The sequence below is a fragment of the Thiomonas bhubaneswarensis genome (assembly GCF_001418255.1).
GTDB classification, from domain to species: Bacteria; Pseudomonadota; Gammaproteobacteria; order Burkholderiales; family Burkholderiaceae_C; genus Thiomonas; species Thiomonas bhubaneswarensis.
In genome coordinates, this window is sequence record NZ_LIPV01000001.1 from 309,745 (window position 1) to 333,541 (window position 23,797).

Consider the following 23,797-nt stretch of genomic DNA (forward strand, 5'->3'; position numbering starts at 1 on the left):
CCAACGGCAACTGGGAATCCGCACAGCATAAATCAGCCACGCAGCAAGGCCTCCTCGGCCAGCGCCAGCGCGTCGGGCAAGCCCGACAGCACCACCGTATCGCCCTCCTGCAGCAGAAGCGTGGGCGTCGGCTTGAGCACCTGCCCGTTGCTGCGGCGCACCTGGGTGACGCGGACGCCTTCGCGGCTCACGGCACGCAACATCTGCCCCACGGCAGCAGCCTCGGCGGTGAGCGTCACGGACTGCAGACGCGGCTGCTCGGCTTCTTCCAGCGAGGCATCGTCGCTGCCGTGAAACCAGTCGCGCAGCAGGTTGTAGCGCTGCGCCCGCGCGTGGCGCACGCGCTTGAGCACGCGCGGCAGCGGCACGCCCACCAGCGCCAGGGTGTGCGAGGCCAGCATCAGCGAGCCTTCGAGAATCTCGGGCACCACCTCGGCAGCACCGGCCTGGCGCAAGGCTTCGAGCGGGCCGTCGTCCATGGTGCGCACCACCACCGGCACATGCGGCGCGTGCTCGCGCATAAGATGCAGGATGCGCAGCGCCGACTGCGTTTCGGCATAGGTGATGACCAGCGCGCTGGCCCGCTGCAGCCCCGCCGCCTGCAAGGTGGGCAGACGGGTCGAATCGCCGTAGACCACGTTCTGCCCGGCCGCCTTGGTCTGCGCCACGCGATCGGGGTCGAGATCGAGGGCGATGTGGGGAATGTGCTCGGTATCGAGCAGGCGCGCCAGATTCTGCCCGCAACGGCCAAAGCCGCAGATGATGACGTGGTTCTGTGCCTTGATCGAGCTGCGCGCAATGTCGGTGAGTTGCAGCGAAGCCAGCATCCAGTCCGCCGACGACACCTTGAGCACGATGCGGTCGACGTACTGCCCCAGCAGCGGCGTATAGAGCATGGAAATCACCATCGCCGCGAGCACCGGGTTGAGCACCTCGGGCGGAACGAGCTTGTTCCCCGATGCGATGTTGAGCAGCACAATGCCAAATTCTCCGGCAGGCGCCAGCCACAGCGCCACCCGCAGACTCAGGCCCGGCGGCGTCTTGCGCAGGCGCTCAATGCCGAACACCAGCGCGGCCTTGATTACCGGCGGCAGCACCGCCAGCAGCAGCACCAGCCACCACTGCGCCAGCACCAGCCGCCAGTCGAGCAGCATGCCGATGGTGATGAAGAACAAACCCAGCAGCACGTCGCGGAAGGGGCGGATGTCGGCCTCCACCTGCGCCTTGTACGGCGTCTCGGCGATCAACATACCGGCCAGGAAGGCGCCCAGCGCCATCGACAGCCCAGCCAGTTCGGTGATCCAGGCCAGGCCGAGCGTGAGCAACAGCAGGTTGAGCATGAACAACTCGTCCGACCTGCGCCGCACCACGATGCGCAGCCAGGGCTGCAGCACGCGGCCACCCGCGAGAAGAATGACGGCCAGCACCACCACCGCCTTCAGGAAAGCCGCCGCCAGCAGCCAGGACAGATCGTCACTGTGCGAGGCCAGTGCGGGAATGAGGATCAGCAAAGGCACCACCGCCAGATCCTGGAACAGCAGCACGCCGATGATGTGCCGACCGTGCGATGAATCGAGCTCGATTCTCTCGGCCAGCAGCTTGACCACGATGGCCGTGGAGGACATGGCAAACGCCCCGCCAATGGCGATGCCCGCGGCCACGGGCTGCGTCCAGAACGCGGGCATGGCATAGGCGAAGGCCAGGCTGCCCAGCAGCGCGACGGCCATGACGGTCAGCACCTGCGTGGCGCCGAGCCCGAACACCAGCGAGCGCATGGCCTTGAGCTGGCCCAGGCTGAACTCCAGCCCGATGGAAAACATCAGGAACACCACGCCAAACTCGGCCAGATGCTGCATGCCCGTCGTGTCTCCGGCCAGGGCCAGCGCATTGGGGCCGATGACCACGCCCACGGCCAGATAGCCGAGCATCGGCGGCATGGAAAGCGCGCGAAACACGGCCACGCCGAGCACGGCGGCAACCAGGTAGAGCAGGGTGAGTTCGAGGCCGGTCATCGAGGCGTCAAGATGTCGGGAGAGCGATCTGTAGCGACCGGTTACAGCATAAGTCATGCCTGATCGGGCGGGTCAGGAGACGTGGCAAAAGCAGTCTCTCGGTTCTGATGTGGATAGGCAAGATGACCGGCCATCAGCGCTGGCCGAATGAAGTCGGCTACACTGGCCTCGTAGTCAACGCAAAGCAGGTCGTTTTGTTGAACAAGGTCTTAACCCGGTCGGCTGATTTCAGCTGGTTGCGGCCCGATTGAATTCCCGAAGTGATGTCTGGCGTGTTGCTGCACTGCGCGGGCATGTTGCTGCGCAGATCACTTTTTTAGGAACTTCAATTCATGGCTATGCAAACTGGCTCCGTCAAATGGTTCAACGAAAGCAAGGGCTTCGGCTTCATTGCGCAAGACGGTGGCGATGCCGACCTGTTCGTGCATTTCAGCGAAATTCAAGGCAAGGGCTTCAAGACCCTGGCTGAGAACCAGCGTGTGCAATTCGAAGTCAAGCAAGGCCCCAAGGGCCTGCAGGCTTCGAATGTGACGCCGCTCTGATTCAGCGCCTCGCATAAAAAACCGCAGCCTCGGCTGCGGTTTTTTTTTGGGCCTGCTCGTGCTCAGGGTGTCGGCTTCAGACTGAGAATCCACTTGGCCAGATCGAGCGCCTGATGCGGGTTCAGATAACCGTCGGGCGCATACGCGGGCATCGGGATGACGCCCCAGGTGCCCTGGTGGCCGTTGAGAATCGCATCCTGCAAAATGGCCGCGGCATGCGGGTTGTTCGCATAGCGCTGGGCGATGGCGCTGTACGCCGGGCCGACCTTTTTGTGATCGATGGCGTGGCAGGAGAAGCACCCCTCCGATTGCGCGAGCTGCTGCATGTCCGAAGCCGAAGCCGCCGCGGCGACGCGCACCATGCCCAACGCCAACAGCGCCACCAGCCCCCAGCCGACCCTACGATTCACTTGAACTGCTGCCCCATGGTGGCGCCCTTGGAGAGCTGGGTGAGATAGGCGACGAGGTCGATCATTTCCGGGCTGTTGTAGCCGGGCGGCTTGCCCATGATGCCGGCGCGCACGCAATGCACGATCTGCCGCTCCAGGGTGTAGACCGCATGTTTCTTGGCCTTGAACTTGGGGTACTTGGCCGCTGCACCGATGAGACTGGGCAGATGCGCCCCGGCAGGCGTGGTGCCTTCGGTCTTGCCGCCGTCGGTGTGGCAGGCAGCGCAGGTCATCAGATGACTGTTGAAGGCGTTGGGCGGCACCCAGGTCTGTTTGGTGCCGAAGGTGTCGTTGGCGAAGATCTGCGCGCCCTGATCGGCAGCCTCGTCGACCGAAGAGACCTTGGCGGTCGCGGTGAATTTTCCCGCGGGCGCCGTGGCAGCCGAGGCAGCGCCAGCGCCGAACACCAGAGCAGCGGCCAACAGCGCGAAAGCCATGGCGGGTTTGGCAAACGGATGTTCCATGATCAGTCTCCTCGTTGGGCCCGGACGACCGCCCGGTGAAACCGATTGTGCGACCAAAGACGGGCGCCGTGCGGTAAGCAGATGCGACCCGATGTTGCAGGGTGTGGCCGGGCCGTCAGCGCCGGTGCAGCGCGGCGACCTGGGCGTCCTGCCAACGGGCGAGCACCATCACGCCCAGCGTGGCGCCGATCAGGGCCATGAACATGTCGGACTGGGTGTCCCACGGGTCGCCCTGGGTGCCGAGAAAGTCGGTGGCGCCGCCGCCCAGCGCCAGCGCCGTCCACCATTCGATCAGCTCGTAGACGGCGCTGATCGCCAGCGCCACGCAGACGCTGAGAAAAGCAGCCATGCGCCGCCCCGCCACCTGCCGCGTGCGCAGCAGGATTTCCCGCGCCACCAGCGCGGGCACCAGGCCTTGCATGAAATGGCCGAGCTTGTCGTAGGGGTTGCGGCTGAGGTGCAGGGCCTGTTGCACCCAGTCGCCCAAAGGGACGCGGGCGTAGGTGTAGGTGCCGCCGACGATGAGCACCAGGGCGTGCGCGGCGATGAGCCCGTACAGCAATGGCGTGAGCGGAAAGGGCCGCCAGGTCAAGGCCATGACGGGTAGCGCGATGATCACAGGCAGGACTTCGAGCAGCCAGGTGCCACGGTCGTATGGTGAAATCCCCGAGACGCCCAGGGCCAGCAAGACCAGGGCGCCGAGGGTGAGGGGCAGCAGCTTGGGCTCGAAACGGAACATGGGATGTCAATGGCAAGGTCTTCATCGCAGGATAGCGCCGATGGCTCGGGGCAGGTTCCACGGCGAGGTGCGCCGATGATCGAGGCCCCGCATGCACGCGAGGCGCAGCAGGTGGCGCAAGCGCTGGGCGTCGCGCCGGAGGTGGGCCTGTCGCCCCCCGAGGCCGCTGCGCGGCTGCGGCAATACGGTGCCAACCGCCTGCCCGAGCCACCGCGTCGCGGCCCTTGGCTGCGGTTTGCGCTGCAGTTCCACAACCCGCTGATCTATGTCCTGCTGGCCTCGGGGGCGGTGACTCTGGCCCTGGGCGACAGGGTCGATACGGCGGTCATCCTCGGCGTGGTGCTGATCAACGCGGTCATCGGTGCGGTGCAGGAGGGCAAGGCCGAACGCGCGCTCGACGCGGTGCGGGCGCTGCTGTCGAACCGCGCCAGCGTGCTGCGCGATGGCCGCCGCGCCGAGCTCGACGCGGCCGAACTGGTGCCGGGCGATGTGGTGCTGCTGGAATCGGGCGCGCGGGTGCCCGCCGATCTGCGGCTGCTGCAGGCCAAGAATCTGCGCATCGACGAATCGGCGCTCACCGGCGAATCGGTCGCCGTGGAGAAAGAAGGCACCGCCGAGCCGGAGACCGCACCGGTGGCCGAACGCCGCGGCATGGCGTTCGCCGGCACGGTGGTGCGGCTGGGTCAGGCGCGCGGCGTGGTCGTGGCCACCGGCCGCGCCACCGAGGTCGGGCGCATCGGCGCGCTGGTGAGCGAAACGCCCACGCTGCAAACCCCGCTGACGCGGCGGCTGGATCGCTTCGCCCGGCAGATCACCTGGGCCATTCTCGCCGTGGGCTTGCTGGCGTTCGGCTTTGGCGTGCTGGTGCGGCAGATGCCGATGTTCGAAGTCTTTCTCGCCGTGGTGGGTCTGGCCGTGGCGGCGATTCCCGAGGGGCTGCCGGCCATCGTCACCATCGTGCTGGCGATCGGCACGCGGCGCCTGGCGCGGCAGCGCGCGCTTGTGCGCAAGCTGCCTGCGGTGGAAACGCTGGGCTCGGTCACGGTGATCTGCACCGACAAGACTGGCACCCTCACGCGCAATGAGATGACCGCGGTGCGGGTGATGCTGGCCGACTGCGATCTGGCCGTCGAGGGAAGCGGCTACGCACCCGAAGGCGGTTTCCGCTGCGATGCACAAGCGGTCGATCCGCGGCGCAACGATGCGCTGCAGGCGCTGGCGCTCTGCGCGCTGCTGTGCAACGACGCGCAACTGCAAAAATCAGCCGACGGCCAGTGGCAGCTCGCGGGCGACCCGACCGAGGGCGCGCTGCTGACGCTGGCGTGCAAGTCGGGGCTGGACGCTGCGCAGTTGCGCGCGCGCTATCCGCGGCTCGACGCCATTCCCTTCGAGTCGGAATGGCGCTACATGGCCACGCTGCACCGAGACGAGCAGGCGCCGGGCAACCCGTTCATCCTGCTCAAGGGCGCGCCCGAAGAAGTCCTGGCGCTGTGTACGCAGGAAGTGGACGGGACGCCACTGCAGCGCCAGCGCTGGCACGAGGCCATCGCCCGCGCGGCGCAGGCCGGGCAGCGCGTGCTGGCGCTGGCGCGCTGCGAGGCGCCACCGGGCTCGCTCAAGGCTGGTGGGCAGCTCCACCCGGCCGACATCACCGCCCGCTTCACCCTGCTGGGGATGACTGGCATGATCGACCCGCCGCGTCCCGAGGCCTTGGAAGCCGTGGCGCAATGCCAGCGCGCCGGTATGCGGGTGAAGATGATCACCGGCGACCACGCCGCCACCGCTGCGGCCATCGGCGCGCAGATCGGGCTGCAGGCCGCAGCGCCGCTGGCGGGCGCGCGCATCGACCAGCTCGACGACGCTGCGCTGCGCCGCGCGCTGCAGGGCACCGACGTCATCGCCCGCGCCAGCCCGGAGCACAAGCTGCGGCTGATCGCGGCGCTGCAGGGCGAGGGCGAGATCGTCGCCATGACCGGAGACGGGGTCAACGATGCCCCTGCGCTGCGCGCCGCCGACATTGGCGTGGCCATGGGCAGCAAGGGCACCGACGCGGCGCGCGAAGCTGCCGACCTGGTGCTCACCGACGACAACTTCGCCACCATCGCCCGCGCGGTGCGCGAGGGCCGGGTGGTGTTCGACAACATCAAGAAGTCGATGCTGTTCATCCTGCCCACCAATATCGGTGAGGCCGGTGTGATTCTGTTCGCGCTGTTCGCCGGTCTGGCGCTTCCGGTCTCGGCCAGCCAGATCCTGTGGGTCAATATGGTCACCGCGGTGACGCTGTCGCTGGCGCTGGCGTTCGAGCCGGCGGAGACCGGCATCATGCAGCGCCCGCCGCGGCCGCCCGCCGAACCGCTGGTCACGCGCGCCATGCTCGCGCGCATCGTGTTCGTCAGCGTGCTCATGGGGCTGACGACCTTCGGCGTGTTTGAGTGGGAGCTCGCCCGCGGCCAGACGCTGGAGGCGGCGCGCACTGCAGCGGTGAACATGCTGGCTTTCGGCGAAGCGGCCTACCTGTTCCATGTGCGCAGCTACACCGCTTCGGCGCTGCACCGCACCCTGCTTCACGGCAACCCGGTGGCGTTGGGGGTGGCGGTGCTGCTGGTGCTGCTGCAACTGGCTTTCACCTATGCGCCGCCGATGCAATCGCTGCTAGGCAGCGTCGCGCTGGACGCGGCGTCGTGGGGCATGATCCTCGGGCTGTCGCTGGCGATTTTCATCGTCATCGAGGTGGAAAAAGCGGTGTGGCGGCGGCTGGGTCGGCACCGCATGTGAGCGCCTCCAGTCAGACAGACTCCCGGATACGCTACGCGCATGAACGATCTGCTGCTTTGGGGTTTTTCCGTCCTCGCCGCCATTTTTTTGTTCCTGCACGGTCTGGAAGCGTTTTCCGTGGAAGTCACCCGGCTGGGTGGTGAGCGTCTGCGTCTGGCGCTGCAACGCATCACCCGCAGCGACTGGCGCGCGGCGCTGGTCGGCGCTGCGGTGACCGCGGTTGTGCAGTCGTCGTCAGCCGTGACCTCGATGGTGGTGGGGCTGGCGCAAAAGCGCACGCTCGGCCCCAGAGCCGCTGTGGGGCTGATGATCGGCGCCAATGTGGGCACCACGCTCACAGCCTGGCTGGTGGCCTTCAAGATCGAAGGGCTGGGGCCGGTCTTCGTCACCCTGGGCGGGGTGTGGTCGCTGCTCGGGCCCCAGCGCTGGCGCCCCTACGGCAAGGCGCTGTTCTACTTTGGGCTGATTTTTCTAGCGCTCGATCTGGTAGCGCAAGCGCTGGCGCCGCTGGCGCATGGACAGCGGCTCGCGGCATGGCAGGCGTTGCTACAGTCGCCGGTGCTGGCACTGCTGTTCGGCACCTTGCTCACGGCGTTCGTGCAGTCGTCTTCGGTGGTCAGCGGTTTCGCCGTGGTGGCTGCATCGCAGAGCATTCTGCAGCCCGGGGTTGCGGTGTGGATCGTGGCCGGCGCCAACCTGGGCACCACGTCCACCGCGCTGCTCGCCGGTGCCGGCATGGGAACGCTGGCACGGCGGCTGAGCCTGACGAACACGGCCTTCAACCTGCTCGGGGTGCTGCTGTTTGCCACCGTGCTGCAGCCGGTGATCGCCCAGGTGATGGCGCTGCCGCTGTCGCCCGCGCGGCAGGTGGCGATGGTGCACACCCTGTTCAACCTCTCGGCAGCCGTGGTCGGCCTTGGAGTCATGCCTTGGCTGTGGCCGCGCCTGCAGGCCCTGCTGCTGCGGCCTTGAAGTGCGCCGCCGATCAATCCATGCGCATCACCGCGCCGAAGTCGGCTGCCTTGGCGTTGTAAAGGCTGGAAGTCACCAGGATGTCCACGCCGCTAGCGGCAAACTCGGCTGCATTGTCGGGGCGAATGCCGCCCGCGGCGTTGATCGTCAGCCGCGGCTGCAAGGCGCGCAACTGCGGCACCAGCGTGGCAAGTTGCTTGGGTGTCATTTTGTCGAGCTGCACTCCGTCGGCCCCGGCGCGGGCAGCGGTGAGCGCGTCTTCGGCGCTTTCGGCCTCGATGAGCACAAATTTTTCGGGGCTATGCGCCTTGGCGCGGGCCACCAGCGCCGCCGCGTCCAGACCGGGCAGAAAGGCGCGGTGCTGTGCAAACACCAGAATGGTTTCCGACAGCCCGGCGCGGTGCACCATGCCACCGCCGCAGAGCACGGCATAGTGCTGCAGACGCCGTGCACCGGGGTGCGCCTTGCGCGTGCCCGCAACCTGGATGCGCGGGTTGCCCACGCGCGCAGCCTCCACCATCTGCCGTGTGGCGCTGGCAATGCCGCCGAGGTATTCGAGCAGGTTCATGCCCTGCTTCCATGCCATGTGCAGCGCATGCGCGCCGCCGTGCAGCTGCAGCACGGCCTGCCCCGGCGCGGTGGCATCGCCATCGGCGGCCAGCGGTTCGGCGCGCAGGCCCAGCGCCTGCGCCATGCGCAGCAGCGGCGCCATGCCCGCGATCACACCGTGCTGACGCGCCGTGTAGGTCAGGCTGCCCGGGGCATCGGGCAGGCCGAGCGCCCGGGTGGTTTCGTCATGCAGCGGCACGTCCTCGAAAATGAGCTGATCGATCTCAGCCTGGCTGAAGTGCATCATGCTTGGCAAGCTCCTTGGTTTGCAGTGCGCGCACGGCAACGAACAACAGCAGGCTGAACGCCCCCAGCAGCGCGCTGAGAGCCGCGGCCTGGGTGTAGTCGCCCGTGGTCACGGTGTTGAAAATGGCTAGCGACAGGGTTTCGGTGCGGCCGAGGATGTTGCCGCCGAGCATGAGCGAAATGCCCACCTCTCCCATGCCCCGCGCCAGCGCCAGCAGCAAGCCGCCGAGCAGAGCGGGCAGCGCGATGGGCAGGTGCATGGTGAGATAGGCATTGCGCGGCCCGCGCCCCAGCGTCAGCGCCACCTCGTGCCAGACTCTGGGGTGCGTCTCCAACGCGGTCTGCAAGGTCTTGACCGCCAGTGGCAGCCCTGCAACGAAGGCGGCCAGCCACAGCCCCGGAAGGGTGAAGACGAAGTCGATGCCGATGTGGCCGAGGGCGCGTCCCAGCGGGCTCTCGCGCCCCAGCAGCCACAGCAGGCCAAAGCCGATGACCACAGGGGGAAACACCAGCGGGATGGTCACCAGCGCGTCCAGCCAGGCCGGGCGGCGTAGGCCGAATTGCAGCGCGTAGCACAGCAGCACCGCGCCCAGCGCATAAGCCGGCACGGCGAGCAGGGCAATCTTGACGCTGAGCCACACTGCGGCCCAGGCCTCAGGGGTGAGCGACAGCATGCGGCCCGGCCTTACAACCCTGCGCGCTCCAGCACCGCATGAGCTTGCGGCGAGCGCAGAAAGCTGGCGAACGCGGCACGCGCCTGCGCCGTGGCGGGCTGTGCGCCGTCGGGCGGAAAGGCGGCGACGATGTCGATGGGCGCGTAGCTGTCTGCACCCGGCTGAAGTTCCAGATAGCCGCCGAGCTGGCCCTTGACAGCAAGCACCTCGGTGAGGTTGAGGAACCCCGCGTCGATCTGGCCGGAGGTGAGGTAGGCGCTGACCTGAGGCACCGTCTGCACGATCTTGAGCTTGTCTTGCAGACGGTCCCACAGCCCCTTGGCCTTGAGCCACTGCTGCGCCGCGCGGCCGTAGATGGCCTGCTGCGGATTGGGCAGGGTGATGGACTGCATGTCGGGCAGATCGCGCACCGGGTCGGTGATCGGCTCGGGGCTGCGCCGCCCCAGCAGCTTGCGCCGCCAGGCCAGCACCAGCTTGCCCTGCCCAAGGGTCTGGCGCTGCGGCAGGTCGAGGTCGCCGGCGTGGTCGATGAAGTCGGCGTCGCCGATCAGCACGTCCACCCGCCCGCTGGCGCGGGCCTGGGCGAAGATCTGCTGCAGATTGCCGTAGCTGCGCTCGACCGGGATGCCGGTTCGCTGGGTGAAATCGGCACACAGCGCCTCGACGGGCCGCTTGTAGCCCGCGCCCGCCATGAGCAGCAGCGACGCAGGTTCGGCGGCCCACGTGCGGGCCGCAGGCAGCGCTGCTGCCACAGCGGCGAGAACCAGGGTACGTCGGGAAAGAGGCCGAGCGTTCATCTCGAATTTCCTTGTCAGTGCGCCTGGCGGTGGCGAAACACCTTCCAGGCTGAAATGGCCAGAATCGCCGCGAGCACCAGACCGAGACCGTCGGTGGGCACCACGCCGAGCAGCAGACCGCCCAGCACAGCGCCGAGCAGCGAACCCACGGCCATGTTCCACAGCAGCGCGCGATGGGTGCGCAGCACGGCGAAAGCCTCGCTCTCGCGGTAACGGGCAAAGCCAACGATCATGGTCGGCAGCGACACCAGCAGCGACAGGCTGCCCGCGAGTTTGATGTCCAGGCCCCACAGCAGCACGATGGTGGGAATGAGCAGTTCGCCCCCGGCCACGCCCATCACCGCGGCAAACATACCGATGACCAGCCCGGCGGCTATGCCCAGCAACGCATGACTCGCTGGCGACAGCACCTGCCCGAGATCAGGCAGGGCGTGCAGGCCGAATACCTGCTCGGCCGCCATGGTGCAGGCCAGAAAGATGAGCAGTATCAGCAGCACGGTATCGAGCGTCTTGCGCGGCAGGCGCATCGCCCAGCCCGCCGCCCACCACGCCCCCAGCAGACTGCCCGCCAGCAGGTTGAGCACCACCGGCCAGTTCGGCAGCAACTCCGCAAGCGGCACGGCATGCAGCCGGGCGACGATGGCGATGCTCACCACCAGCAGCGACAGCGCCTTGTTGGCGATGACGGCCTGCAAGGTGACCAGCCCGAACAGCCCCACCAGCACCGGCAAGCGAAACTCCGCTCCGCCCAGGCCGACGAGGCCGCCGAGCAGGCCGATGGCCAGCGCGGCGAAGAAGCCCTTGATCGCACAGGCGGTAGAGCAGGATGTCGATAGGGATGGGTTCATGTCAACGCTCCACCGAAGCAGCCTTGATCAGCGCCACCACCGTCTCGTCTTCCCGAAGCTGCAGCGCGGCGCGGGCCTGATCGGTGATTTCGCTCCACAGCCCCTGGCCGTCGTTTAGACACAGCCGCACCAGCACATAGCCTGCACGGCTCGGGGTGAAGCCGCAGATGCGCGCGGGCAGATGGTTGAGCATGCTGATGTCTGCAGGCACGGTGCGCGCCAGTGCCACGTCGCGGGCATAGACCCGCAGGCGCACGCGGTGCTGCGTCGCCTTGCCGGGAAACGTGAGCTGGCTGCCGTCGATGCGCAGTTGCGCCAGACCTTCGGCCAGTGGCGTGGCCTCGCCTTCGAGCACGGCCACCGGGCCGAGGCGGTCGAACAGGGGCGAGTCGGCGCGCATCAGCGCTTGGGCCAGCGGCTCCACGCGCAGGACGCGCCCGGCCTCCATGAACACCACGCGCTGCGCCAGACGCTCGATTTCCTCGGGCGCGTGGCTGACCAGCAGCATGGGCAGGCGCTGCGTGTGCGCCAGTTCGCCGATGAGGTCGAGCAACTCGTCCTTGGCACGCCAGTCGAGTGCGGCAAGCGGCTCGTCGAGCAGCAGCAGGCGAGGCCGCGACAGCAGCGCACGGGCGATGGCCACGCGCTGCTTTTCACCGCCCGATAGCGCGGCGATGCGGCGATCGAGCAGGTGCGCCACGCCCACGGCCTTGGCCTGTGCCTCGATCTGGGCCGCGTCCATCCCGCCTGGGGCGCGGCGGGCGGCGAAGGTCAGATTGCCACGCACCGTGAGGTGCGGAAACAGCGCTGCATCCTGAAACACATAGCCCACGTCGCGCTGCGGCGCCGGGGTCTGGCGGGTGCCGTCGAGCCACACCGTGTCGCCCACGCGCAGGGTGCCGTGGGCGCGTGGAATCAATCCGGCAACGGCGCGCAGCAGGGTGCTCTTGCCGCAGCCCGAGCGGCCGAACAGCGCGGTAATGCCCGAAAGCGGCCAGGAAAAATCGCTGGTCTGCAGCGTGAACGCGCCCAGCCTCGCCTGCACATTGCCGCTGACCACGGCAGTGGATTCGTCCGCCCCCATCAGCCGTGCTCCTTGCTGCCGTGGCGGTACAGGCCGTAGACGATGGTGAGCACCACCACGGCGAATACCAGCATCAGCCCCGACAGGATGTGCGCCTGCGCGTACTCCATCGCCTCGACATGGTTGTAGATGTCGATCGACACCACGCGGGTCTTGCCCGGAATGTTGCCGCCCACCATCAGCACCACGCCGAACTCGCCCACGGTGTGGGCGAAGGTCAGCGTGAGCGCCACGATCAGCCCGCCGCGCGACAGCGGCAGGACGACGTTGAAGAACCGGTCCCACCAGCCCGCGCGCAGCGTGGCCGCGGCGTCGAGCAGGTTCTGCGGCAGACTCTCGAAGGCGCGCAGCAGCGGCTGCACCATGAAGGGCAGCGAATACACCACCGAACCGATGATCAGGCCGATCTTGTTGAAGGTGAGTTGGCCCTCACAACCCAAAGCGTGAAGCGCCTGCGTGATGACGCCCTGCGGGTTGAGAAACACTAGCAGGTAAAAGCCCAGCACCACCGGCGGCAGCACCAGCGGCAGCGCCACCACCGCCTCGACCACCGCACGCAGCGGCGAGCGCCAGTGCGCCAGCCACCACGCCAGGGCGATGCCCGGAACGAGCAGGATGGCTGTGGATATGCCGGCCACCTGCAGCGTGAGCCACAGCGGGCCGAGATCGAGTGGGTGACCGAACAGGGTCATCGTCAGTCCAGGCCCTTACTGCGGAATGGTGTAGCCGTACTTCTCGATCACCTTGCGAGCCTCGGGACCGCGCAGAAAATCCAGGTAGGACTTGACATCGGCCTTGTCCTTGCCGGGCTTGAGCACGATGGCGCTCTGGTCGATGGGGGCGTAATCCGCCTGCGGCACGATCCACCATTGCCCCTTGCCCGCGCCGATGCCCTGCGACAAGGCGACGAAGCCCACCTGTGCGTTGCCGGTGGCCACGAAGTCGAAGGTCTGACCGATGTTCGCGCCCTCGACGATCTTGGGCTTGAGCGCGTCGTACAGGCCCATCTTCTTCATCGCCTCGATGGCAGCGGCACCGTAAGGCGCGGTCTTGGGGTTGGCGATGGAGAGGTGGGCGAAGTCGCCCTTTTTCAGAATCTGCTCACCCTGCTCTTTCACCGGCAGCGTGGTGCTGTAGAGCACCAGGGTGCCGCGGGCATAGACGAAGTTGCTCGAAGCCACGGCGAAGCCGTCCTTGGCCAAGGACGGTGCGGTGGTGTCGTCGGCCGCAAGCAGAACGTCGAAAGGTGCGCCGTTGCGGATCTGCGCGGCGAACTGCCCGGTGGCGCCGAAGGCGTATTTCACCTCGATGCCAGTCTTGGCCTTGAACGCCGCGCCGATTTCCTCGGCCGGTTTTTTGAAGTTCGCCGCCACGGCCACGGTGAGCGTTTCAGCCCTCGCCTGCACGGCCAGGGTCAAGGGAAGTGCGAGCATCAGCGCGGCGCCGCGCAGGAATCGGGTCAGGCGTGTCATACGGTTCTCCGTCAGGTTTGGTTACAAGGCCATAAAAAAATCGGCCCCGGGATGACTCCCAGGGCCGTCAAGCGAGATGGGACGGTTAGTCCACCCCGAGGATGACATGGGTGGCCTTGATGAGCGCGCACGCGGCGTCGCCCACTTTCAGGCCGAGATGTTTTTCGCTGCCGCTGGTGATCATCACCACCAGGTCGCTGCCGCCCTTGAGGCCGAGCACCACTTCGGTGTTCACCGCGCCGGTCGTGACCGCCTTGACCGTGCCGCACAGGGTGTTGCGCGCCGAGGTGGCCGGAGCCGGACCTTTGACCAGGATGGGCCAGGACGCCTTCACCAGAGCCCAGGCGCTTTTGCCTGCGGTGAGGCCGAGGCGGTGCGCGCTGTCTTTGGTGACGATGGCCACGAGGTGCTGACCGTCGCCGAGGTCGAGCACGACTTCGGTGTTGACGGCGCCGTCATGCACAGCATGAATGTGGCCTTTGAGATGGTTGCGGGCGCTGGTTTGCATGATGCGATCTCCGGGTGATGAGAAAGAGGATTGCGAAATATCTAATATGACACAACGAAAGCCGCTGAGGCGTCGTTCGCATCCGAGATCTTACAAAAACCTCCACTCAGATCTTTGATTTTCAATAGATTTGTCTTTCCTGTTCAGTTGCGCAATGCCTTGCCTGCGCTTCAATCGATTCTTCGATATATTTATTGAAATATACTGAAACCCAACGTGAGCCGTCAAGCGCGGCGTATGACTTTGAGGAGCCGAATCATGCAGAGAAGAACAGCCATGCGCCTTGCGGCGGGTTGGGCGGGCGCAGGACTGACCGCGGGCAGCGCCCTGGCTGCGCCGGGCGCCATGCCCCTATCGTCCAACGCCCCGGTGATTCGCCTGCCGTTGGCCAAGGGCTTGAGCGCCTCCGACTGCGTGCAGTCGATGCAATTGCGCGCCAATCTGCTCAACATGAAGCAGGTGGGCGACCTGCCCTTGTCCGAGCAGGTGCACGCCATGACGGGCAAGCCGCAGCGCCTCATCCGCGTGTTCCTGTTCTGCGATCCACTGACTGCCGTGCAGATGGTGGACGGCAGCATCGACTTCGCCGCGTACCTGCCCTGCCGCATCACCCTGGTGGAAGACGAGGCTGGCAAGCTCTGGCTGGTGATGATGAACCTGCAGCCCTTGATCGACAGCGTGCCGCCGGGATCGCCACTGCGCCGCAAGGCGGAAAAAGTGGGCAAGACTCTGAGCAGCATCATGCGGGCCGGCGCACTGGGATTGCTGTAGGCGGCCAAGACTTGCGACGCCACCCTGGTCGCTCAGGCAGCATGCTGCCGGGCAGTGCTGGCGCCTGATTTCGCGGCGCCCTGAAGATGATTCACCGCTTGCATCACCCCTTGGGCGATGCGCATCGGCCGCTCGCCCAGGCCGCGGCACAGCGCCGGATCGCCGCGAGGATCGACCTCGATCAGTTTGGCGCGCGGCGGCACCTGCACGCCGGGCCTGGTGAGCCCGCGCAGCACGCCGTCAATGGGAGCACGCAGCTCGAGCCACTCGCCTTGTGAGACCTGCAGCACCCCCACGCGCTCGCCCGCGCGCACCGCGTCACCAATCCGAAGATGCGACAGAAACTGCCCGGCTTGCGGCGCATAGACCAGGCGCTCGCGGCCCACGCCGAGTATGGGCCTCGACTCGCCGGCAAGAGCACTTGCCGGGCCGCTGTAGATCACCTGTCCCAGCGCTTCACCCCAGGCCGACTCGACGACAACATCGGCGTTATATCCGGCAACATAGCCCGGGCCGATGCCCACGGATAGCGACGCGAGAGCCCGCAGATCAGGCTGCGACTCGGCATGCTTGCGCAGGCGTGCATCGACCACCAGGGTGATGTCGAGCTGCGTGAGCCATTGCGGCAACTCGGGCTCAACAGCCAGAGCGATCCAGCGTCTGTGCACGAACGCCCCCATAGCCTCGTGCGGTTGGAAAACCCTCACGGCCCGCACTCCAAGCAGTTTTGCGCTGCCATCGAATACGGCGTCGACCCAGCACATGCCCCGACGCGGCGCCGTGGGCTGCGCCGACTCCACCAATAGCACGGGTATGCCGTGACCAAACAGCGCATGCGCCACAGCCGAGCCCACGTCCCCCGCGCCGAGCACGGCCACGGCCAAACCCGCGGGCTTGACATGACGCAATTCTGTGACGGAGATCGGCATGGTTTGAATCGACTTCGTTATATTTCATCGGCTATTCCGATAAGCCTAATGCATTCCACCGAGGAGAACAATCCATGCCCCACCGCCCTTCGCGCCTGCGCCGCACCGGCGCACATCCGGTCGTCTTCCGTCTGCTGCCGCTGCTTGTCTCGCTGCAGGCGGCAAACGCCTGGGGGCAAAACACAGCAACGTCGCAGACCGCGACGCCTGTGTTCCAGCTCGGCGAGGTGGATGTGCAGACCATGGCCGTCTCGGCTCCGCCGCCCGGGGGCACGAGCAGCAGCGTGGTCACGCAGCAGCAGATGCTCGATCGCGGCGCGCTCAACGTGGGCGAGGCGCTGGACGCTCTGCCGGGCGTAACCCCGGTGACGCTGGGTCAGCGCGGCGAGACGCAGGTGAACATCCGCGGCTTCGATTCGCGCCAGACCACGCTCAACATCGACGGCATCCCGATCTATGTGCCGTATGACGGCAACGTCGATCTGAGCCGACTGCTGGTTCCCGGTATCTCCGAGATCGTGGTGACCAAAGGTCTGGGTTCGCTGATGTACGGGCCGAACAACATGGGCGGTTCGATCAACATCATCACCCAGGCGCCGACCAAAAAGCTCGAGGGCAGCATGACTGGTGGCCTCACCGCCAACCAGCACAAGCTCTACGGCAACGATTTCTCGGTGCAACTGGGCAGCCGCATCGACAGCCGCTGGTATGTACAGGGAGGGGTAGCCACGGCCAACCGCGACGGGTTTCCCCTTTCTGGCAGCTTCACACCCGTGACCGCACAACCCGGAGGCGACCGGCCCAATGCCTCCAGCCACGACATCAACGCCAATCTGAAGGTGGGCTTCACCCCCAACGCCACCGACGACTACGCGCTGGGCATCTATACCGTCAACAGCGACAAAGATTCACCGCCCTACACCGGCAACACCATGGTGACAGGCCAGCCGGTGCGCTACTGGCAGTGGCCGCAGTGGAACAAGCAGAGCTACTACTACATCGGCAACACCGCCGTGGGCAATGGCTACCTCAAGACCCGGCTTTATCACGACACCTTCGACAACGAGCTGATCTCCTACGACGGCGCAACGTACTCGACGACCAAGAAGCCCTACGCCTTCGACAGCAAGTACCGGGACTTTTCCAACGGTGCCACGGTCGAGCTGGGCTAGCCGCTGGGGTCGCAGAACTTCATCAAGCTCGGTCTGTTCTACAAGCAGGACGTGCACCGAGAGTCCAATCTCGCCACGCAGTACCAGCCGTATCAGACGCCTTGGCTGCGATTTGAAGCGCACACCTACGCCCTGGGCTTCGAAAACGCCTACCGCCCTACCGACGCCGACACCATCACCTTCGGCTACCGTCGTGACGAACACCGCTTCGATCAGGCGCAGCAATACACCGACAAAGCGCAGACTCAGATCGGACCGATGCAGACCAGCCCGCGCGTTGGCGCAAACAATGCCCAGATCGTCTGGCGGCACAAGCTGTCCGCGCATACCGAGCTGCGCGCGGGCATCGGCCAGAAAACGCGCTTCCCCAGCATCAAGGAAACTTACTCCTACCGGCTGGGTCAGGCCATCCCCAACCCCGCTCTGGGTCCGGAGCAGGCGCTCAATCGTGAGGTCGGCATCTCCGGCGTGGCGATGGGCGGTTTGAAGTACGACGCCTCGGTGTACTGGGATTCGATCAAGGATGCGATCGAAAGCGTGGCCACGGCCACACCCGGCATAAGCCAGGCGCAGAACGTGGGCACGGCCACCAACAAGGGGCTCGATCTCAGTGTGCAGGCGCCCATCGGCAACGTCTGGCTCGCCTCGCTCGCCTACAGCTATCTCGACGCCACGCTGGGCAAGGCCGGACTGGTGGCGACCAATGCGCCGCGCCACTGGGCCGATGTCGGCATTTCCTGGCTGCCCAGCGAGGCCACTACCTTGTCGGCTCATGTGCAGGTGGCGAGCCGTCGCCAGACCACCACCAACGGCCTGCAGCCGGTGGGGGGCTTCACCGTGGTCAACCTGCGCTGGGCACAGCAGCTTGCGCCGCGCCTGGCCCTCTACGCCAACCTGAACAACGCCTTGGATCGGAACTACCAATTCAGCGAGGGCTTTCCCATGCCCGGGCGCGAACTGCGGATGCAACTGCAATACAAGCTATGAGCGCTGCCTTGCCAAGCCCGCACCGTGGCTTGCGCCACTGGCTGCGGGCGCTGCTCACCACCGCGCTGCTGGCCACCACAACGCTGCCCGCCTGGGCCGCCACCGAGCCCGCGCCCTGCCCTGCAGCGCCCACCGGGCCGGTGTATGGCAGCAGCCCGGTGAACAACTACCTGTTGCTAGCGCTGGCGCCCGGGCGCATGGCGGGGCTGAACTTTCCGTGGAGCAGGCAGGCTGGGCAAATCCTGCCGAAAAGCGTGCTCGATCTGCCCGTGCTGGGCGGCTGGTTCGGCCAGGGACGCACTGCCAATCTGGAGCAGGTACTGCGCGTACACCCCAGTCTCGCGCTGGTGTCGGGTGCCACGGTGGGCGCCCAGGCCAGCACCGAGGCCATGCGCAAGCTCGGTCTGCCGCTATGCCCGGTGCAGCTGGACACCATGGCGGACTACCCTGCAGCCTTTCGCCAGGTGGGGCAAGCGCTGGGCATCGCCGCGCGCGGCGATGCGCTGGCCGAGGCTGCACAGAGCACCCTCACCGCACTGGCCGCGCTGCGCCACAAGGTGGCCGAAGCGCCGCCGGTGCGCATCTACTACGCCGAGGGCGAAGACGGCCTGGCCAGCGAGTGCAGCGGCTCCATCCACGCCGAAGTCATCGACGCCATCGGCGCGCACAACGCTCTGCGCTGCACCGACGGCAGCCGCTTCGGCATGGTGCGGGTGAGCTTCGAGCAGATCATGGCTGCCGACCCGGACTGGATCCTCACCCAGGACGGCCCGGCCATGCGCGCCATTCAGACCGAGCCGCGCTGGAAACTGCTGCGCGCGGTGCGCGAGGGGCACGTACTGTTCGCCCCGCAGGTGCCGTTTCGCTGGATCGATCGGCCGCCTTCGTTCATGCGCTTTCTGGCCGCGCCCTGGCTGGCCAGCAAGGTGTTTCCGCAGCAGTACGGGGCGGTGTTCCGGCAGCCCATCGTGCAACGCACGCAAGACTTTTTCGCGCTGTTTTTCGGCCACAAACTCAGCACCGCGCAGGCCGAGTCCATCCTGCATCCGAAAGCGGTGGACTATCCGACCAAATACTGAGAATCTGTGGACAAATCCGCCATGCAGCTGCCCAACCTGCCACAGATCGGCATGATGCTGCACATGCAGCCCGAACCGGGCGAATCGATCGCCGCGTTTTTCGCCAGTCGCAGCGCGTTGGTGGCCGAACTGGAGAAATCTGGAGTGCAGGCGGTGTGGGTCACGGAACATCACTTCGATCCGCAGAGCCTGAGCGCCTCACCGCTTTTGCCGCTCGCGCACTGGGCGGCACGCACGCAGCGCATCCAGCTCGGTGTAGCGGCAGTGCTGGCGGCCGGGCGCAACCCCACACTTCTGGCCGAAAACATCGCGCTGTTGTCGAATCTGGCGCCAGGACGCATCGCCATCGGCTTTGCCAAGGGCGGACCGTTCGAGGCGCAGAAGCGCGCCTTCGGCTGGGGCAGCGAGCAGGCCCGCGCCGACATGCAGGCGGTGGTGGACGCCACCCTCGATCTTCTGCGGCCGCCGCCCGGCGCGCAGTGTGCGCAAGGCGCGCCTGATGCGGCGTTGCAGCCGCCGCCATGTGGCGTCCTGCCCATGTTCATCGCGAGCCGCGAGCCTGACACCCTGGCCTGGGCCGCGCGCCGGGGTCTGGGCTGGATGAGCGCGCAGTTCTGGCCGCTCGACATGTATGACGCGCAGGCCATCAACTGGGGCATCGCCGCCAGCGGACCGGCCGACGCTTTGCTGGTGCGCGGCCTGTGGATCGGCGACGATGGCGCCGCCGCACGCAGTCATGCGCTGCGCTGGTTGGCCGAGTTCCGCGGCAACAAGCAGGCGCAGTGGAAGGTCGGTTTTCGCGGCCCATTGGCAGACATGGACGAAAGCGAGAGCCTCGCGCGCATGATCGTCGGCACGCCCGACGACTGCGCCAAACAGTTGGGCGCGCTGCTGGCGCTGCGCACCGTGCCACGGCTCGCATTCAACCCCATGCACGCCCAGCCCGAGGTGCAGCTCAACCAGATGAGTCGCCTGCTCGAGCACGTGCTGCCGCATATTGTGTCGTCACGCACGACGACTCCGGCATGAAAGCCATCGCGGCGCTGGCCGCGCTGCTGCTAGGGGCTGCAGCATTGTCTCTATTGTTGGGGCGGTATCAGCCCTCGCCGCTGGAGGCCGCCCTGCGGTTGTGGCAAGGCTTGGAAGGCAGGCCGTCCGAGCTGTGGACCGTCATCCGCGAATTGCGGCTGCCCCGGATCGTCGCGGCGGTGAGCATCGGCGCCGGGCTGGCGGCGTCGGGCGCGGCGTATCAGGCGCTGTTTCGCAATCCGCTCGCCTCCCCGGAAGTGTTGGGCGGTCTGGCCGGGGCAGCGTTCGGTGCCGCGCTGGGTATTCTGCTGGGCAGCGCCTTGTGGCAGGTGCAAGTCGCCAGCTTCGGCTTCGGTCTGCTGGCCGTGGGACTGACGCTGCTGCTGGCGCGGATGGTCGGGCAGAGCGGCATCGTGGTGCTGCTGTTGGACGGGCTGATCACCGGCGCGTTTTTCACGGCGCTGCTGTCGACGGCCAAATATGTGGCCGACCCGTATAACAAGCTGCCGGCGATCACCTATTGGCTCATGGGGACGCTCTCCAGCATCAACGCGCATAGCGTGTGGCTGACGGCGCCGGTGATGTGGGTGGCAACCGCCGGGCTGATTGCCCTGGGCCATGCGCTCAATGTGCTGAGCATGGGCGACGAAGAGGCGAGCACCCTGGGCATGCCGGTGCGCCGGGTGCGCGCGCTGGTCATCGTGATGGCCACGCTGCTGGGCACGCTGTCGGTCACGCTGGCCGGGATGATCGCCTGGGTCGGGCTGCTCATTCCGCAGATCGCCCGGCTCATCTGGGGGGCGGACAACCGCCGCGTGTTGCCGGCATCGGCCCTGCTCGGCGCGCTGTATGTGCTCGTGCTCGACGACGTCGCCCGCACCGCCTTCAGCGTGGAACTGCCTTTGGGTGTGCTCACGGCTCTGGTAGGGCTGCCGGTATTCGCGCTGGCGTTGCGACGTGTGGCGGTAGGCTGGACGGACTGAACAAAACGCCATGATCGAAGCCCACAACCTTCACGCCGGATACGGCGAGCGCAGTATCGTCAAGGGTGTGAGCCTGCGCCTTGCTCCGGGCGAGACCGTCGCCCTGCTCGGCCCCAACGGCTGCGGCAAGACCACCTTGCTCAAGACCCTGTGCGCCATCCATCCGGCACAAGACGGCACCCTCAAAGTCGACGACCACGACCTGGCCACCCTGTCCGCGCCTGAACGCGCCCGACGCATTGCGTATGTGCCGCAACAGCACCGACTGGTGTTCGCTTACAGCGTGATCGACGTGGTGATGATGGGACGCCTGGCGGGGCGCGGCCTGATCGCTCGCCCCGGACCTGCCGACTTCGCGGCCGCGCAAGCCGTGCTCGCCCGCATTGGCCTGCAGAAGCTGGCTGCGTGCAGCTACGCCGAGTTGTCGGGTGGCCAGCGTCAGCAGGTACTCATCGCCCGCGCACTGGCGCAGGATGCCCCGTACCTGCTTCTCGATGAGCCCGCCAGCAGCCTGGACTATGGCAACCAGTTGCGCCTGCTCGAACTGCTCGCGCAGCTGCGGGACGACGGCCGCGGTGTGCTGTTCACCACCCACCACCCCGATCATGCCTTCGTCGTCGCCTCGCGCGTGGTAATGATGCAGGAAGGGGCCTTCATCGCTGAGGGCATCCCAGCGCAATGCATGCATCGTGATCTACTCGCCAGGCTCTACTCATTGCCTGCGGACAAGCTCGAGCAAGCCGCCCAAGCGCAGCGCTGGACGACGGCGCGTGTCTCCTGACGCGGCCGTCACGATGCTCCTATACTTGGCGACGCGCCGATTTGCCCTGGGCTTGCGGGCGCGTAACAAATACCGCTAAAACAGCGCAGACCACCGGCGGTTTTCGCTGCATTGCCAGCGCCGCCGGTTTTGTTTTTCAGGAACACCCATGAGTGCTTCGCCCTCAGCCCTCGGTGACGTCACGCCGCAGCGCATGGCGTTCGATGAGCCGCTGCCGCTGCAAAGCGGTGCGCAGTTGCCCGCTTACGAGTTGACCTACGAGACTTACGGCACGCTCAATGCCGAGCGCAGCAACGCCGTGCTGGTCTGCCATGCGCTCAACGCCAGCCATCATGCTGCGGGCACATACGAGGGCGATCCCAAAAGCCTGGGCTGGTGGGACAACCTGATCGGCCCCGGCAAGCCGCTCGACACACGCCGATTCTTCGTGCTGTGCGTCAACAACCCCGGTTCGTGCTTCGGCTCGACGGGGCCGATGAGCCTCGACCCCGCGACGGGCCAGCCCTGGGGCAGCCGCTTTCCGGTCGTCACGGTCGAAGACTGGGTGGATGCGCAGGCGCGTCTGCTCGACCGCCTGGGCATCACTCGCCTGGCCGCGGTGATCGGCGGCAGCCTGGGCGGCATGCAAGCGCTGAGCTGGACGCTGCGCCACCCCGACCGCGTGGCCCACTGCGCGGCGATCGCCACCGCGCCCAGCCTGTCGGCGCAAAACATCGCCTTCAACGAGGTGGCGCGCCGCGCGATCATCACCGACCCCGACTTTCACGGCGGCGATTTCTACGCCCACGGCGTGGTTCCTCGGCAGGGGCTTGCGGTTGCGCGGATGATCGGCCACATCACCTATCTGAGCGACGATGCGATGGCGACCAAGTTCGGCCGGGCGCTGCGCAGCGGCGCCTTGGGCTATGGCTTTGGGGTGGACTTCGAAATCGAGAGCTATCTGCGCTATCAGGGCGACAAGTTCAGCGGCTATTTCGACGCCAACTCCTATCTGCTCATCACCCGCGCGCTCGATTATTTCGATCCGGCGCGGGCCACCGGCGGCGATCTCGCCGCCGCGCTGGCACCAGCCACCGCACGGTTTCTGCTGGTGAGCTTCACCACCGACTGGCGTTTTTCGCCGCAGCGTTCACGCGAGATCGTTCAGGCACTCATTTCCAACCGCCGCGCGGTGACCTACGCCGAGGTCGACGCGCCGCAAGGCCATGACGCCTTTTTGATGGATCACCCGCACTACCACGGCGTGGTGCGTGCCTGGTTCAACCGCATCGCGCAGGAGCTTGCATCATGAGTACGCCACTGAGCGTGATCGCCGATCTGGTGCCGCACGGCAGCCGCGTGCTCGATCTGGGCTGCGGCGACGGACGCATGCTGGCGCATCTGCGCGACACCCGCGGCTGCACTGGCCTCGGGGTGGAGATCGACCCGGAAAAGTTGATTGCCGCTGCCGAGAAAGGTGTGGACGTGTTGCAGTACGACCTCGAACAGGGCCTGTCGATGTTCGGTGACGCCAGCTTCGACGTGGTGCTGCAGATCGACAGCCTGCCCAACATCCGCCACACCGAAAACGCACTGCGCGAGACTGCACGCGTGGGGAGGCTGGGCATTCTGAGCTTCGCCAACTTCGCCCATTGGAGCATCCGGCTGCAGATTCTCACCGGCCGCCTGCCGGTGACGCCCGAACTGCCCTACGAGTGGTACAACACTCCTAACCTGCGCGTGGCCACCTATGCCGACTTCGAACGTCTGGCGGCGCATTGCGGCCTGCGCGTGCGCGAGGCCTTTGGCGTGCGCAACGGCCGCCGCACGTCCTTCGCCCCCGGGCTGCTGGCCACGGAGGCGGTGTTCTGCGTGCAGCGCGGCTGAGGCACCCGC

At 66.7% G+C, this 23,797-nt stretch carries 25 protein-coding genes; 12 read left to right on the forward strand and 13 right to left on the reverse strand.

Features of this window, described 5'->3' with window-relative positions; translation table 11 throughout:
• Positions 1–32 precede the first annotated feature (32 nt).
• Positions 33–2,012, reverse strand: a complete 1,980-nt coding sequence (locus ASC45_RS01515) for a monovalent cation:proton antiporter family protein (RefSeq protein WP_055449253.1) — start codon at positions 2,010–2,012, stop codon at positions 33–35.
• Between the two features lie 338 nt (positions 2,013–2,350).
• On the opposite strand from ASC45_RS01515, the gene ASC45_RS01520 reads away from it, so the two are divergent.
• Positions 2,351–2,554 (forward strand): cold-shock protein, encoded by a 204-nt coding sequence (locus tag ASC45_RS01520; protein WP_055449254.1) that lies wholly within the window; start codon positions 2,351–2,353, stop codon positions 2,552–2,554.
• A 62-nt stretch (positions 2,555–2,616) separates the two neighbouring features.
• On the opposite strand, the gene ASC45_RS01525 is transcribed toward ASC45_RS01520, so the two are convergent.
• The 3 genes from ASC45_RS01525 to ASC45_RS01535 all read right to left on the reverse strand — a co-directional run bounded on the left by ASC45_RS01525 (position 2,617) and on the right by ASC45_RS01535 (position 4,206).
• Positions 2,617–2,964 (reverse strand): c-type cytochrome, encoded by a 348-nt coding sequence (locus ASC45_RS01525; RefSeq protein ID WP_245609907.1) that lies wholly within the window; start codon positions 2,962–2,964, stop codon positions 2,617–2,619.
• Entirely contained in the window at positions 2,961–3,467 is a 507-nt protein-coding gene (locus tag ASC45_RS01530; RefSeq protein ID WP_055449256.1) for a c-type cytochrome, read from the reverse strand. Before ASC45_RS01530 ends, ASC45_RS01525 begins: the two co-directional genes overlap by 4 nt.
• Positions 3,468–3,582: 115 nt before the next feature.
• Positions 3,583–4,206, reverse strand: a complete 624-nt coding sequence (locus ASC45_RS01535; RefSeq protein WP_055449257.1) for a DUF2238 domain-containing protein — start codon at positions 4,204–4,206, stop codon at positions 3,583–3,585.
• Between the two features lie 75 nt (positions 4,207–4,281).
• Between ASC45_RS01535 and ASC45_RS01540 the strand changes: the two genes are divergently transcribed.
• Complete coding sequence (locus tag ASC45_RS01540; RefSeq protein WP_055449258.1) at positions 4,282–6,981, forward strand: cation-translocating P-type ATPase; 2,700 nt, start codon at positions 4,282–4,284, stop codon at positions 6,979–6,981.
• A gap of 39 nt (positions 6,982–7,020) precedes the next feature.
• Positions 7,021–7,953: a Na/Pi cotransporter family protein gene (locus ASC45_RS01545; protein ID WP_055449259.1), complete on the forward strand. Its 933-nt coding sequence runs from the start codon at positions 7,021–7,023 to the stop codon at positions 7,951–7,953.
• Between the two features lie 13 nt (positions 7,954–7,966).
• Here ASC45_RS01545 and modD read toward each other — a convergent pair whose 3' ends face one another.
• The 8 genes from modD to ASC45_RS01585 form a co-directional block, all read right to left on the reverse strand.
• Entirely contained in the window at positions 7,967–8,809 is an 843-nt protein-coding gene (modD, locus tag ASC45_RS01550; protein WP_055449260.1) for a ModD protein, read from the reverse strand.
• The gene (locus ASC45_RS01555) at positions 8,787–9,482 is read right to left on the reverse strand and encodes a molybdate ABC transporter permease subunit (RefSeq protein WP_055449261.1); all 696 of its coding nucleotides are present in this window, start codon (positions 9,480–9,482) and stop codon (positions 8,787–8,789) included. The genes modD and ASC45_RS01555 overlap by 23 nt, the downstream gene beginning before the upstream one ends.
• An 11-nt stretch (positions 9,483–9,493) precedes the next feature.
• The gene (gene modA / locus ASC45_RS01560) at positions 9,494–10,279 is read right to left on the reverse strand and encodes a molybdate ABC transporter substrate-binding protein (RefSeq protein WP_055449262.1); all 786 of its coding nucleotides are present in this window, start codon (positions 10,277–10,279) and stop codon (positions 9,494–9,496) included.
• A gap of 14 nt (positions 10,280–10,293) precedes the next feature.
• Entirely contained in the window at positions 10,294–11,127 is an 834-nt protein-coding gene (locus tag ASC45_RS01565) for a sulfite exporter TauE/SafE family protein (protein ID WP_055449263.1), read from the reverse strand.
• 1 nt (position 11,128) lies between these two features.
• A complete protein-coding gene (modC, locus tag ASC45_RS01570; protein WP_055449264.1) occupies positions 11,129–12,211 on the reverse strand; it encodes a molybdenum ABC transporter ATP-binding protein in 1,083 nt (360 codons plus the stop codon).
• On the reverse strand, positions 12,211–12,903 hold the full coding sequence (gene modB, locus ASC45_RS01575; protein ID WP_055449265.1) for a molybdate ABC transporter permease subunit: 693 nt from the start codon (positions 12,901–12,903) through the stop codon (positions 12,211–12,213). The genes modC and modB overlap by 1 nt, the downstream gene beginning before the upstream one ends.
• 15 nt (positions 12,904–12,918) lie before the next feature.
• A complete protein-coding gene (gene modA, locus ASC45_RS01580) occupies positions 12,919–13,683 on the reverse strand; it encodes a molybdate ABC transporter substrate-binding protein (protein WP_055449266.1) in 765 nt (254 codons plus the stop codon).
• Positions 13,684–13,768: 85 nt separating this feature from the next.
• Positions 13,769–14,191, reverse strand: coding sequence for a TOBE domain-containing protein (locus tag ASC45_RS01585; protein ID WP_055449267.1), 423 nt, complete (start codon positions 14,189–14,191; stop codon positions 13,769–13,771).
• Positions 14,192–14,449: 258 nt separating this feature from the next.
• Here ASC45_RS01585 and ASC45_RS01590 point away from each other — a divergent pair, with 258 nt between their 5' ends.
• Positions 14,450–14,962: a DUF302 domain-containing protein gene (locus ASC45_RS01590; RefSeq protein ID WP_167344831.1), complete on the forward strand. Its 513-nt coding sequence runs from the start codon at positions 14,450–14,452 to the stop codon at positions 14,960–14,962.
• 32 nt (positions 14,963–14,994) lie between these two features.
• Here ASC45_RS01590 and ASC45_RS01595 read toward each other — a convergent pair whose 3' ends face one another.
• Entirely contained in the window at positions 14,995–15,891 is an 897-nt protein-coding gene (locus tag ASC45_RS01595; RefSeq protein ID WP_055449269.1) for a hypothetical protein, read from the reverse strand.
• A gap of 74 nt (positions 15,892–15,965) precedes the next feature.
• Between ASC45_RS01595 and ASC45_RS01600 the strand changes: the two genes are divergently transcribed.
• The 8 genes from ASC45_RS01600 (at position 15,966) to metW (ending at position 23,788) form a co-directional block, all read left to right on the forward strand.
• A complete protein-coding gene (locus ASC45_RS01600) occupies positions 15,966–17,063 on the forward strand; it encodes a TonB-dependent receptor plug domain-containing protein (RefSeq protein WP_055449270.1) in 1,098 nt (365 codons plus the stop codon).
• Between the two features lie 33 nt (positions 17,064–17,096).
• Positions 17,097–18,050: a TonB-dependent receptor plug domain-containing protein gene (locus ASC45_RS01605; RefSeq protein ID WP_342665681.1), complete on the forward strand. Its 954-nt coding sequence runs from the start codon at positions 17,097–17,099 to the stop codon at positions 18,048–18,050.
• Complete coding sequence (locus ASC45_RS01610) at positions 18,047–19,129, forward strand: ABC transporter substrate-binding protein (RefSeq protein ID WP_082454180.1); 1,083 nt, start codon at positions 18,047–18,049, stop codon at positions 19,127–19,129. The genes ASC45_RS01605 and ASC45_RS01610 overlap by 4 nt, the downstream gene beginning before the upstream one ends.
• 21 nt (positions 19,130–19,150) lie before the next feature.
• Positions 19,151–20,158 carry an LLM class flavin-dependent oxidoreductase gene (locus ASC45_RS01615; RefSeq protein ID WP_082454198.1) on the forward strand — a complete coding sequence of 336 codons (1,008 nt, stop codon included), beginning with the start codon at positions 19,151–19,153 and terminating at the stop codon, positions 20,156–20,158.
• Positions 20,155–21,141: a FecCD family ABC transporter permease gene (locus ASC45_RS01620; RefSeq protein WP_055449272.1), complete on the forward strand. Its 987-nt coding sequence runs from the start codon at positions 20,155–20,157 to the stop codon at positions 21,139–21,141. The genes ASC45_RS01615 and ASC45_RS01620 overlap by 4 nt, the downstream gene beginning before the upstream one ends.
• Positions 21,142–21,151: 10 nt before the next feature.
• A complete protein-coding gene (locus tag ASC45_RS01625) occupies positions 21,152–21,922 on the forward strand; it encodes an ABC transporter ATP-binding protein (RefSeq protein ID WP_055449273.1) in 771 nt (256 codons plus the stop codon).
• A 148-nt stretch (positions 21,923–22,070) separates the two neighbouring features.
• Complete coding sequence (gene metX / locus ASC45_RS01630) at positions 22,071–23,213, forward strand: homoserine O-succinyltransferase MetX (protein WP_055449274.1); 1,143 nt, start codon at positions 22,071–22,073, stop codon at positions 23,211–23,213.
• A complete protein-coding gene (gene metW / locus ASC45_RS01635; protein ID WP_055449275.1) occupies positions 23,210–23,788 on the forward strand; it encodes a methionine biosynthesis protein MetW in 579 nt (192 codons plus the stop codon). The genes metX and metW overlap by 4 nt, the downstream gene beginning before the upstream one ends.
• Positions 23,789–23,797 lie beyond the last annotated feature (9 nt).

Coding starts and splice junctions, on each gene's coding strand:
- modB (WP_055449265.1), bottom strand. CDS start 12,903: ATGACCCTGTTCGGTCACCCACTCGATCTCGGCCCGCTGTGGCTCACG.
- modA (WP_055449262.1), bottom strand. CDS start 10,279: ATGAACGCTCGGCCTCTTTCCCGACGTACCCTGGTTCTCGCCGCTGTG.
- ASC45_RS01625 (WP_055449273.1), top strand. CDS start 21,152: ATGATCGAAGCCCACAACCTTCACGCCGGATACGGCGAGCGCAGTATC.
- ASC45_RS01515 (WP_055449253.1), bottom strand. CDS start 2,012: ATGACCGGCCTCGAACTCACCCTGCTCTACCTGGTTGCCGCCGTGCTC.
- ASC45_RS01600 (WP_055449270.1), top strand. CDS start 15,966: ATGCCCCACCGCCCTTCGCGCCTGCGCCGCACCGGCGCACATCCGGTC.
- ASC45_RS01585 (WP_055449267.1), bottom strand. CDS start 14,191: ATGCAAACCAGCGCCCGCAACCATCTCAAAGGCCACATTCATGCTGTG.
- ASC45_RS01610 (WP_082454180.1), top strand. CDS start 18,047: ATGAGCGCTGCCTTGCCAAGCCCGCACCGTGGCTTGCGCCACTGGCTG.
- ASC45_RS01615 (WP_082454198.1), top strand. CDS start 19,151: ATGCAGCTGCCCAACCTGCCACAGATCGGCATGATGCTGCACATGCAG.
- modA (WP_055449266.1), bottom strand. CDS start 13,683: ATGACACGCCTGACCCGATTCCTGCGCGGCGCCGCGCTGATGCTCGCA.
- ASC45_RS01520 (WP_055449254.1), top strand. CDS start 2,351: ATGCAAACTGGCTCCGTCAAATGGTTCAACGAAAGCAAGGGCTTCGGC.
- ASC45_RS01565 (WP_055449263.1), bottom strand. CDS start 11,127: ATGAACCCATCCCTATCGACATCCTGCTCTACCGCCTGTGCGATCAAG.
- metW (WP_055449275.1), top strand. CDS start 23,210: ATGAGTACGCCACTGAGCGTGATCGCCGATCTGGTGCCGCACGGCAGC.
- ASC45_RS01555 (WP_055449261.1), bottom strand. CDS start 9,482: ATGCTGTCGCTCACCCCTGAGGCCTGGGCCGCAGTGTGGCTCAGCGTC.
- modC (WP_055449264.1), bottom strand. CDS start 12,211: ATGGGGGCGGACGAATCCACTGCCGTGGTCAGCGGCAATGTGCAGGCG.
- ASC45_RS01620 (WP_055449272.1), top strand. CDS start 20,155: ATGAAAGCCATCGCGGCGCTGGCCGCGCTGCTGCTAGGGGCTGCAGCA.
- ASC45_RS01530 (WP_055449256.1), bottom strand. CDS start 3,467: ATGGAACATCCGTTTGCCAAACCCGCCATGGCTTTCGCGCTGTTGGCC.
- ASC45_RS01590 (WP_167344831.1), top strand. CDS start 14,450: ATGCAGAGAAGAACAGCCATGCGCCTTGCGGCGGGTTGGGCGGGCGCA.
- ASC45_RS01540 (WP_055449258.1), top strand. CDS start 4,282: ATGATCGAGGCCCCGCATGCACGCGAGGCGCAGCAGGTGGCGCAAGCG.
- metX (WP_055449274.1), top strand. CDS start 22,071: ATGAGTGCTTCGCCCTCAGCCCTCGGTGACGTCACGCCGCAGCGCATG.
- modD (WP_055449260.1), bottom strand. CDS start 8,809: ATGATGCACTTCAGCCAGGCTGAGATCGATCAGCTCATTTTCGAGGAC.
- ASC45_RS01595 (WP_055449269.1), bottom strand. CDS start 15,891: ATGCCGATCTCCGTCACAGAATTGCGTCATGTCAAGCCCGCGGGTTTG.
- ASC45_RS01545 (WP_055449259.1), top strand. CDS start 7,021: ATGAACGATCTGCTGCTTTGGGGTTTTTCCGTCCTCGCCGCCATTTTT.
- ASC45_RS01535 (WP_055449257.1), bottom strand. CDS start 4,206: ATGTTCCGTTTCGAGCCCAAGCTGCTGCCCCTCACCCTCGGCGCCCTG.